Below are 8,733 nucleotides of genomic sequence, written 5' to 3'. Positions count from 1 at the left end.
CTGTCGCAGCAGGTGTGCGCGCACCTGCGCGCCTGCGGCTACAGCGTGGAATACAACCACCCCTACAAAGGCGTGGAACTGGTGCGCCGCCACAGCGACCCGGCCCGCCAGCGCCACAGCATCCAGCTGGAAATCAACCGCAAGCTCTACATGGACGAGCACACCCTGGCCATCGACAGCGCGGGCATGGCGCGCCTGCAAACCGACCTGCAATCGCTGGTGGCGCTGCTGCTGGCCTGGACGCCACCGCGCTGAGTGCGCACGCCTGCGGCGCAGGCATAGAGCAACACTAGAATCACCTGCACCCTGCGGCGCCCGCGCGCCGCCCCCAGACCACAGGAGATTTTTTGCATGCGCATCCTCATTGCCGAAGACGACCAGGTGCTCGCTGACGGCCTGCTGCGCACGCTGCGCAGTTCGGGCGCCGTGGTTGACCACGTGGCCAATGGCAGCGAGGCCGATGCAGCCCTGATGACCAACAACGAGTTTGACCTGCTCATCCTCGACCTGGGCCTGCCCAAAATGCACGGCCTGGAGGTACTGAAAAAACTGCGCAGCCGGGGCTCGGCGCTGCCCGTGCTCATCCTCACCGCCGCCGACAGCGTGGACGAGCGCGTCAAGGGCCTGGACTTTGGCGCCGACGACTACATGGCCAAGCCCTTCAGCCTGCAAGAGCTGGAAGCGCGCGTGCGGGCGCTGACGCGCCGGGGCATGGGCGGCACCAGCAGCGCCATCAAGCACGGCCCGCTGGTGTACGACCAGGCCGGGCGCGTGGCCACCATCGACGGCAAGATGCTGGAGCTGTCGGCGCGCGAGCTGGGCCTGCTGGAAGTGCTGCTGCAACGCGCAGGCCGCCTGGTGAGCAAAGACCAGCTGGTCGAGCGCCTGTGCGAGTGGGGTGAGGAGGTGAGCAACAACGCCATCGAGGTGTATATCCACCGCCTGCGCAAAAAGATTGAAAAAGGCCCCATCCGCATCGCCACCGTGCGTGGCCTGGGTTACTGCCTGGAAAAAATCCCCAGCTAATTTTGCAAAAATGATAGCTGGTTGCGCCCACCCCATAAGGGATAGAGGCACTTTTTATATCCCATCTTGCGGCCAGTGCCTTGAAAATCTTCCAGCGTGAGCAACGCTCCCTGTTCGGTGAAATCCTGGACTGGATGCTCACCCCTTTGCTGCTGCTGTGGCCCATCAGCCTGGCGCTGACCTGGCTGGTGGCGCAGGGCATTGCCAACAAGCCCTTTGACCGCGCCCTCGAATACAACGCCCACGCCCTGGCCCAGCTGGTGACGGTGCAAAAAGGCAAAGTGCAGTTCAACCTGCCCCAGCCCGCCAGCGAAATTTTGCGCGCCGACGACTCCGACACCGTGTACTACCAGGTCATTGGCGCGCGCGGCGAGCTGCTCTCGGGCGAGCGCGAGCTGCCGCGCCCGCCGGAAGAAGACGTCCCCACCACCGGCGAGGTGTACCTGCGCGATGCCGAGCTGCGCGGCATCGACATCCGCATGGCCTATATCTGGGTGCGCCTGCCGCTCAAAGACGCCCCCCTGGCCCTGGTGCAGGTGGCCGAAACCCGCGAAAAACGCAGCGTGCTGGCCGCCGAAATCATCAAGGGCGTGATGCTGCCGCAGTTCATCATCATGCCGCTGGCGGTGCTGCTGGTGTGGCTGGCGCTGGCGCGCGGCATCCGCCCCCTGCACCAGCTCGAAGAGCGCATCCGTGCGCGCAGCCCCGATGACCTGAGCCCGCTGGACCACAAGGCCGTGCCGCTGGAGGTGGCGCCGCTGGTCGATTCGGTCAACGACCTGCTCACGCGGCTGCAAGACTCGCTGGCCACACAAAAACGCTTTCTGGCCGATGCCGCGCACCAGCTCAAAACACCGCTGGCGGGGCTGCGCATGCAGGCCGACCTGGCCCAACGCGAGGGCACCAGCACCGAAGAACTCAAGCGCTCGCTGCAACAGATTGGGCGCTCCAGCATCCGCGCCACGCACACCGTCAACCAGCTGCTGGCGCTGGCACGTGCCGAGGGCAGCGGCGCCGCCCTGGCACGCCAGCCCTGCGACCTGGCCAAGCTCACCATCGAGGTGGTGCGCGACTCGGTGCCACGCGCGCTGGACAAGCGCATCGACCTGGGCTACGACGGCGCCCAGCCCGGCGAGAGCGGCGTGTGGGTGGATGGCAACCCCACGCTGCTCAAAGAACTGGTGCGCAATCTGGTGGACAACGCCATCCACTACACCCCGTCGAGCGCCGACAAACCCGGCGTGGTGACGGCACGGGTGCTGGCCGACCGCTTTGGCCAGGTGCTGCTGCTGCAAGTGGAGGACTCGGGTCCGGGCGTTCCCGAGTCCGAGCGCGAACTGATTTTTCAGCCGTTTTACCGGGCGCTGGGCACCGACGCCGACGGCTCGGGCCTGGGCCTGCCCATCGTGCTGGAAATTGCACGCCAGCACAGCGCCGAGGTGTTTCTGGAAGATGCCCACCCCGAGCAAGTGCCGCCGGGGGCGTTGTTTTCGGTGCGCTTTGCCGCGCGCAGCGAAGACTGAGCGCCCACACGGTACTGCGCTGCGTGCGGGCGCGGGGCTCTGCCGCCGTCAGTTGCAGGGCCGCAGGGTGCGGCCTGCCAGCGCCGGGCGCAGGGGGCCGGTGAGCTGGTCGCGCATGGCCGCGTTGACCGCAGGCAGGCGCAGCACAAAAACAGGCGTATCGGCACGCTCTTGCAACACCCGCGCGCTGCGCACGCCCTGGTTACCCAGGGTGGTCAGGGCGCGCTGGGCCGCTTCTTCGGTAGAAAACCGCCCCAGCGACAGGCCTGGCTCCAGCGCGGCCCCTGGGCGGTCGTAGGAGACGCCCAGCGCGCGCAGTTCGTTGCGCTTCTTGGCCAGTGCGTCGGCATCGGCAAAGCGGCCCATGTAAACCATCCAGCGCCCCGGCAGGCGGGCGCGGTCCAGCACCCAGCTGCCTTCGGGCAGGGCGGCGGCGGCCTTGCGCCAGGCATCGGCCTGGGCATCGTCAAACACGCCTGCCTGCAAGCAGATACCGGGCGCAGGGGCAGAAGCGGGTGCGGCGGCCACTGCCGGAGCAGACGCAGCCGGAGCGGGCGCCGCCGGGGCAGCGGATGCGGCCAGGGCCTGGCTGGCGGGCAGGCCCGGTGCGGCGGCGGGCGCCGCGCTGGCGCTGTCTGTGGGTGCGGGCTCTGGTGCCGGGGCGGGCACAGAAGCGGGTGCAGCCGCAGGTGCGCCCCCCTGGCCAACGATATTCAGCGCCTGGGGGGCAATTTGCTGCGCCAGGCGCTGGGGCTCGGCCTGCTCCACGGGCACCATGCCCAGGTGGCGCAGCATGCCTTGCGACCAGGCGTAGTAGCTCAGGTTGCCCAGCAACAGGGCCAGTACCAGCCACCTCAACATGGCAATCCACCCGCGCGGGCAGACAAAGTGGCAGCCAGGCTGGCCGGGCGCACGCTGACCTCGGAACTGGTCACCGGCTGCATGCCGCTGTCGGTCAACACCCACAGCGCGCCGTCCTCGCCCACGCCCTGGGCAGTGCCGCTGTGGCCGTCACTGAGCACCACGGAGCGGCCTTGCAGCACATCGCGCAGGGCAAAGCGCGGCTGCATGGGGGCAAAGCCGTAGCCCGCAAACGACTGCAACATGGCCACCAGCGGCGCGGCCACCCGCAGCAAGGCGGTGGGCGCATCCAGCAGCACATCCACCTCCTGCAAGCCACCCGGCGGCAAACCCATGCCCGCAGCGTCTGGCGGGCGGATGTTCAGCCCCACGCCCACCACCACGTAGCGCGTGCCTGCGCTGGCGGGTGCCACAGCGCCCTGGGGAGCGACAAAGCTGGCCGTCTCGACCAGGATGCCGCCCAGCTTGCGCTCGCCACCGGCACCGCCCAGCCACAGGTCGTTGGGCCACTTCAGGCCCACACGCGGCGTGGCACTGCCCGGCGGCGGCAACACGGGTTGCAGGCTCTCGGCCACGCTCACGCCCACGGCCAGCGACAGGCCCGACCAGTCGGCAGGCGCCAACGGCAAGCCCAGCGAGAACATCAGCGAATCGCCCGGCTGGCTGCGCCAGGCCCGGCCCAGCCGCCCGCGCCCGGCGGTTTGCTGCTCGGCCACCAGCAGCACCGGGTCAGACTGCCCGGCGCGGGCGCGGCGCATCAATTCGGTGTTGGTGGAGTCCACCGTGGGCAGCACCTCGACGGTGAAGCCGGGCAACTGTGGCACCACAGCCTCCCAGATGGCCTCGGCAGGCCAGCGCAGCGGGGCGCTCATGCCTGGGCGCTCCGGGTGCGGCTGCGGCGTGGCGCTTTGACGCTGGTGGCGGTGGACTCAGGCGACTGGGGCGCGTCCAGCGGCTCGGTCTGGCTGCGCGGCAGCGGCGGCACCCAGCCACGCTTGGGCGCCAGCAGCGTGCCCCGGCACGTGGCAGCGCCGCACCAGCAGGGGTACTCGGCTTTGAGTTTTTTGGTGTAGCGCTCTTCGATGATCAGGCCGTAGTCGTAGTTCAGTTCTTCGCCAGCGGCGATGTTGCGCAGCGCGGTGATGAAGATGCGGCCATCACGCTCATCGGCGTAGCAGTTGGGGGCGCAGCTGTGGTTGATCCAGCGCGAGGAGTTGCCGCCAAAATTGGCGTCGATCACGCGGTCGGCATCGACGTGAAAGTAAAACGTGTGGTTGGGTTGCAGCGGATCGTGTGGGTGGCGGTCTTGCGCCTCTTGCCAGCTGATGATTTCGCCCACGTACTCAATCAGCACCTCGCCCTCGGCAATATCTTGGACGGCAAACACGCCCTTGCCGTGAACGCCGGAGCGGCGGGTCTGGATGCGGCGGCCAGCGGCGGCGGCGGGAGTGGCAGTGCGGGGCATGGCAAAACTTCTGTTAACTTCAATGGGCACACATGCGCGTGCGCATGTACGCGCGAAGAACACGGATTGTAGAAGCGCCCGCAGCAACGCTCGGCCGCCCAGAACCACAACGAAAGAACACCCCATGAGCAAGACCCTGGTCATTGCAGAAAAGCCATCGGTCGCACAAGACATCGTGCGTGCCCTCACGCCCGTGGCGGGCAAGTTTGACAAGCACGAAGACCACTTCGAGAACGAACAGTACGTGGTCACCAGCGCCGTGGGCCACCTGGTCGAAATCCAGGCGCCTGAAGAGTTCGACGTGAAACGCGGCAAATGGAGCTTTGCCAACCTGCCGGTGATTCCGCCGCGCTTTGATCTGAAGCCCGTGGACAAAACCAAGGCGCGCCTGAACGCCGTGGTCAAGCAAGCCAAGCGCAAGGACGTGACCGCGCTCATCAATGCCTGCGACGCGGGCCGTGAGGGCGAGCTGATCTTCCGCCTGATCGAGCAGTACGCGGGCGGCAGCAAGCCGCTGGGCAAGCCGGTGCAGCGGCTGTGGCTGCAATCGATGACGCCGCAGGCCATCCGTGACGGCTTCCAGCACCTGCGCAGCGACGCGCAAATGCAGGGCCTGGCGCACGCGGCGCGCAGCCGCTCGGAGGCCGACTGGCTGGTGGGCATCAATGGCACGCGCGCCATGACCGCCTTCAACTCGCGCGACGGCGGTTTCTTTTTGACCACCGTGGGCCGGGTGCAGACGCCCACGCTGTCGCTGGTGGTGGAGCGCGAGGAAAAAATCCGCAAATTCATCAGCCGCGACTACTGGGAAATCCATGCCAACTTTGCCGCCCAGGCGGGCGACTACCCCGGCAAGTGGTTCGACCCGCAGTGGAAGAAAAGCGACGACCCCGAGCTGCGCGCCGACCGCGTCTGGACGCAGCAGCAGGCCCAGGCCATTGCCGACGCCGCGCGCGGCCAGAGCGCCCGTGTCAGCGAAGAAAGCAAGCCCACCACCCAGGCCAGCGGCCTGCTGTTTGACCTGACCAGCCTGCAACGCGAGGCCAACGGCAAGTTCGGCTTCAGCGCCAAAACCACGCTGGCGCTGGCGCAAAGCCTGTACGAGCGCCACAAGGCCCTGACCTACCCGCGTACCGACTCGCGCGCCCTGCCCGAAGACTACGTGCCCGTAGCCCAGCAAACCTTTGCCATGCTGGCCGCCAGTGGCATGGCGCACCTGGCGCCGCACGCCCAGACCGCCCTGAACAACGGCTACATCCGGCCCACCAAGCGCATTTTTGACAACAGCAAGGTGTCAGACCACTTTGCCATCATCCCCACGCTGCAAGCGCCCGGCGAATTGTCCGAGGCCGAGCAAAAGCTCTACGACCTGGTGGTGCGCCGCTTCATGGCGGTGTTCTTCCCCAGCGCCGAGTATCTGGTGACCACGCGCATCAGCACAGTGCAGCACGCGGGCACCGAGCACCACTTCAAGACCGAGGGCAAAGTGCTGGTCAAACCGGGCTGGCTGGCCATTTACGGCAAGGAAGCGGCGGGTGAAGTACCCGACGCCAAAGAAGGCGACAAAGGCCAAAGCCTGGTGCCCGTGCAGCCCGGCGAGCAGCCGCGCGCCCAGCAGGTCGAGCCCAAGCCCCTGAAAACCCGGCCCCCGGCACGCTACTCCGAAGCCACGCTGTTGGGTGCCATGGAGAGCGCGGGCAAGCAGGTGGAAGACGAGAGCATGCGCCAGGCCATGCAGGAAAAGGGCCTGGGCACGCCCGCCACGCGCGCCGCCATCATCGAGGGCCTGCTCACCGAAAAATACATGCTGCGCGAAGGCCGCGAGATCATCCCCACGGCCAAAGCCTTCCAGCTGATGACGCTCTTGCGCGGCCTGGATGTGAAAGAGCTGGCCCGCGCCGATCTGACCGGCGAATGGGAATACAAGCTGGCGCAGATGGAAAAAGGCCAGCTCTCGCGCGAAACTTTCATGGCCGAGATTGCCGCCATGACCGAGCGCATGGTGAAAAAAGCCAAGGAATACGACCGCGACACCATCCCCGGCGACTACGCCACGCTGCACGCCCCGTGCCCCAACTGCGGCGGCGTGGTGAAAGAAAACTACCGCCGCTACGCCTGCGTGGGCAAAGCGGGCGCCGAGCCCTGCGGCTTCTCGTTTGGCAAATCGCCCGCCGGGCGCACCTTTGAGCCGCCCGAGGCTGAAGCCCTGCTGGCCGACAAAAAAATCGGCCCGCTGGAAGGCTTCCGCTCCAAAGCGGGCTGGCCGTTCACCGCTGAAATCGCCCTGACCTACGACGACGAGGCACACAACTACAAGCTCGAATTCGACTTTGGCGACGACAAAAACGCCGCCGACACAGGTGAGCTGGTGGACTTTGCCGGCCAGGAATCGCTGGGCGCGTGCCCGCAGTGCGGCGCGGCGGTCTATGAGCACGGCAGCAACTACGTGTGCAGCCACGCCGTGGCCACCACCGCCCAGCCCGCGGCCACCTGCAACTTCAAGAGCGGAAAAATCATCTTGCAGCAGCCCGTGGAGCGCGAGCAAATGCACAAGCTGCTCACCACCGGCAAAACCGACTTGCTCGACAAGTTCGTCAGCATGCGCACGCGCCGCGCCTTCAAAGCCCACCTGGCCTGGGATGCGGCGGCGGGCAAGGTCAATTTTGAGTTTGCCCCGAGCAAGTTTCCGCCGCGCAAAACGGCAGGCGGCGCTCCTGATTCAGGAGCTGGTAGCGCCCGAACCACGGGCGCTACAGCCACAAAAAGCCTGAAATCTGCGGCCAAAACCACGGCCAAAGCTGCCACCAAGCCCGCTGCCAAAAAAGCCAAGGCCGCCAGCCCCGGCAAACAGCCCAGCGCCGCCCTGGCCGCCGTGATTGGCGCCGAGCCGGTGGCGCACACCGAGGTCATCAAAAAGGTGTGGGACTACGTCAAGGCCCAGGGCCTGCAAGACGCCAGCAACAAGCGCGCCATCAATGCCGACGCCCTGCTGCTGCCGGTGTTTGGCAAACCGCAAATCACCATGTTCGAGCTGGCCGGCATCGTGGGCAAGCACCTGGCATAAACCGCCGCCCGCCCCCGGCACGCCAGCACCAGGCGGGCCGGGGCAGCGCGGGGGCCGCGTTGCGGGGCGCAATCCGGACAAACGCTGATCCAGCGCATCCAGCCCCGTCAAGAACTGCCATCTTCTGCCTTTACCATGTGGCACGACAACCTGCTGCAACGTGTACAAAAAAGGAGAGACTGAATGACGTTCATGCCGTGGAGCGATGAAATCGCCGTGGGTATCAGCGATGTCGATGAGCAACACCACTGGCTGGTGGACCGCATCAACCAGCTGCACACCGAGCTGTCAGAGCCCACACCCAACAAAACGGCCATCGGGGAAGTGCTGGAAGGGCTGATGGACTACACCATGAACCACTTCATCATGGAAGAGGAATGGTTTGAGCGCCACGCCTACCCCGACACCGCGGCGCACAAGGCCCAGCACAACAAGTTCACCGGCACCATCATGAACGCGCTGACCGACTTTGAAGACGGCCAGCACATCTCTACCGACATCCTGGAATTTCTCAAGCACTGGCTGACCCAGCACATCATGCGCACCGACAAGGCCTATGTGCCTTTTCTGAAGGCACAAGGCGTCAGCTGAGAAAGGCGCGCGCCTCAGGCGCTGCGCTGGCGGCTTTTCTGCTGCAAAAACTGGCGCAATTCCTTGTCGTTGCGCCGGATGTGCAACGACAACCAGTCGCGCAGCACAGAAGACAACTGTGACGCCACGGTCACGCTGCCTTGTTGCTGCTTTTGCCGCAGCTCATGCAGCTTGTTGACGAAATGCGTGTGTCCCTGCTTGTG

8 protein-coding genes and 1 pseudogene are annotated in these 8,733 nt (G+C 66.2%); 5 read left to right on the top strand and 4 right to left on the bottom strand.

All coding sequences use genetic code 11. The annotated features are described in order from the left end of the window. The 3 genes from PHX69_RS13445 to PHX69_RS13435 form a co-directional block, all read left to right on the top strand. Positions 1-255: N-formylglutamate amidohydrolase (locus PHX69_RS13445; RefSeq protein ID WP_288044332.1), on the top strand; the 255-nt coding region annotated here is incomplete at its 5' end. 96 nt (positions 256-351) lie between these two features. Then, entirely contained in the window at positions 352-1,026 is a 675-nt protein-coding gene (locus tag PHX69_RS13440) for a response regulator (protein WP_288044329.1), read from the top strand. Between the two features lie 80 nt (positions 1,027-1,106). Continuing rightward, positions 1,107-2,549: a sensor histidine kinase gene (locus PHX69_RS13435; protein WP_119014714.1), complete on the top strand. Its 1,443-nt coding sequence runs from the start codon at positions 1,107-1,109 to the stop codon at positions 2,547-2,549. 48 nt (positions 2,550-2,597) lie between these two features. Here the strand turns inward: PHX69_RS13435 and PHX69_RS13430 are convergent, their stop codons facing one another. The 3 genes from PHX69_RS13430 to PHX69_RS13420 are packed head-to-tail and all read right to left on the bottom strand — an operon-like array spanning position 2,598 to position 4,875. Further along, a complete protein-coding gene (locus PHX69_RS13430) occupies positions 2,598-3,410 on the bottom strand; it encodes an SPOR domain-containing protein (RefSeq protein WP_288044326.1) in 813 nt (270 codons plus the stop codon). Next, positions 3,404-4,282 (bottom strand): biotin--[acetyl-CoA-carboxylase] ligase, encoded by an 879-nt coding sequence (locus tag PHX69_RS13425; RefSeq protein WP_288044323.1) that lies wholly within the window; start codon positions 4,280-4,282, stop codon positions 3,404-3,406. The genes PHX69_RS13430 and PHX69_RS13425 overlap by 7 nt, the downstream gene beginning before the upstream one ends. Continuing rightward, positions 4,279-4,875 (bottom strand): SET domain-containing protein, encoded by a 597-nt coding sequence (locus PHX69_RS13420; protein ID WP_288044320.1) that lies wholly within the window; start codon positions 4,873-4,875, stop codon positions 4,279-4,281. The genes PHX69_RS13425 and PHX69_RS13420 overlap by 4 nt, the downstream gene beginning before the upstream one ends. A gap of 124 nt (positions 4,876-4,999) precedes the next feature. Here PHX69_RS13420 and PHX69_RS13415 point away from each other — a divergent pair, with 124 nt between their 5' ends. Beyond that, positions 5,000-7,939 (top strand): DNA topoisomerase III, encoded by a 2,940-nt coding sequence (locus PHX69_RS13415; protein ID WP_288044317.1) that lies wholly within the window; start codon positions 5,000-5,002, stop codon positions 7,937-7,939. 183 nt (positions 7,940-8,122) lie between these two features. Then, entirely contained in the window at positions 8,123-8,530 is a 408-nt protein-coding gene (locus PHX69_RS13410; RefSeq protein ID WP_119014709.1) for a bacteriohemerythrin, read from the top strand. Positions 8,531-8,544: 14 nt separating this feature from the next. Here the strand turns inward: PHX69_RS13410 and PHX69_RS13405 are convergent. Beyond that, positions 8,545-8,733, bottom strand: a pseudogene (locus PHX69_RS13405) (bacteriohemerythrin); the annotation flags it as partial.

The organism is Simplicispira sp. (assembly GCF_028687295.1).
GTDB lineage: Bacteria > Pseudomonadota > Gammaproteobacteria > Burkholderiales > Burkholderiaceae_C > Simplicispira > Simplicispira metamorpha.
This window is presented reverse-complemented; position numbering and strand designations above follow the sequence as displayed.

Bases quoted from the DNA above. Each gene is read 5' to 3' on its own strand.
- PHX69_RS13415 (WP_288044317.1), top strand. From the start codon at position 5,000: ATGAGCAAGACCCTGGTCATTGCAGAAAAGCCATCGGTCGCACAAGAC.
- PHX69_RS13440 (WP_288044329.1), top strand. From the start codon at position 352: ATGCGCATCCTCATTGCCGAAGACGACCAGGTGCTCGCTGACGGCCTG.
- PHX69_RS13420 (WP_288044320.1), bottom strand. From the start codon at position 4,875: ATGCCCCGCACTGCCACTCCCGCCGCCGCCGCTGGCCGCCGCATCCAG.
- PHX69_RS13410 (WP_119014709.1), top strand. From the start codon at position 8,123: ATGACGTTCATGCCGTGGAGCGATGAAATCGCCGTGGGTATCAGCGAT.
- PHX69_RS13425 (WP_288044323.1), bottom strand. From the start codon at position 4,282: ATGAGCGCCCCGCTGCGCTGGCCTGCCGAGGCCATCTGGGAGGCTGTG.
- PHX69_RS13430 (WP_288044326.1), bottom strand. From the start codon at position 3,410: ATGTTGAGGTGGCTGGTACTGGCCCTGTTGCTGGGCAACCTGAGCTAC.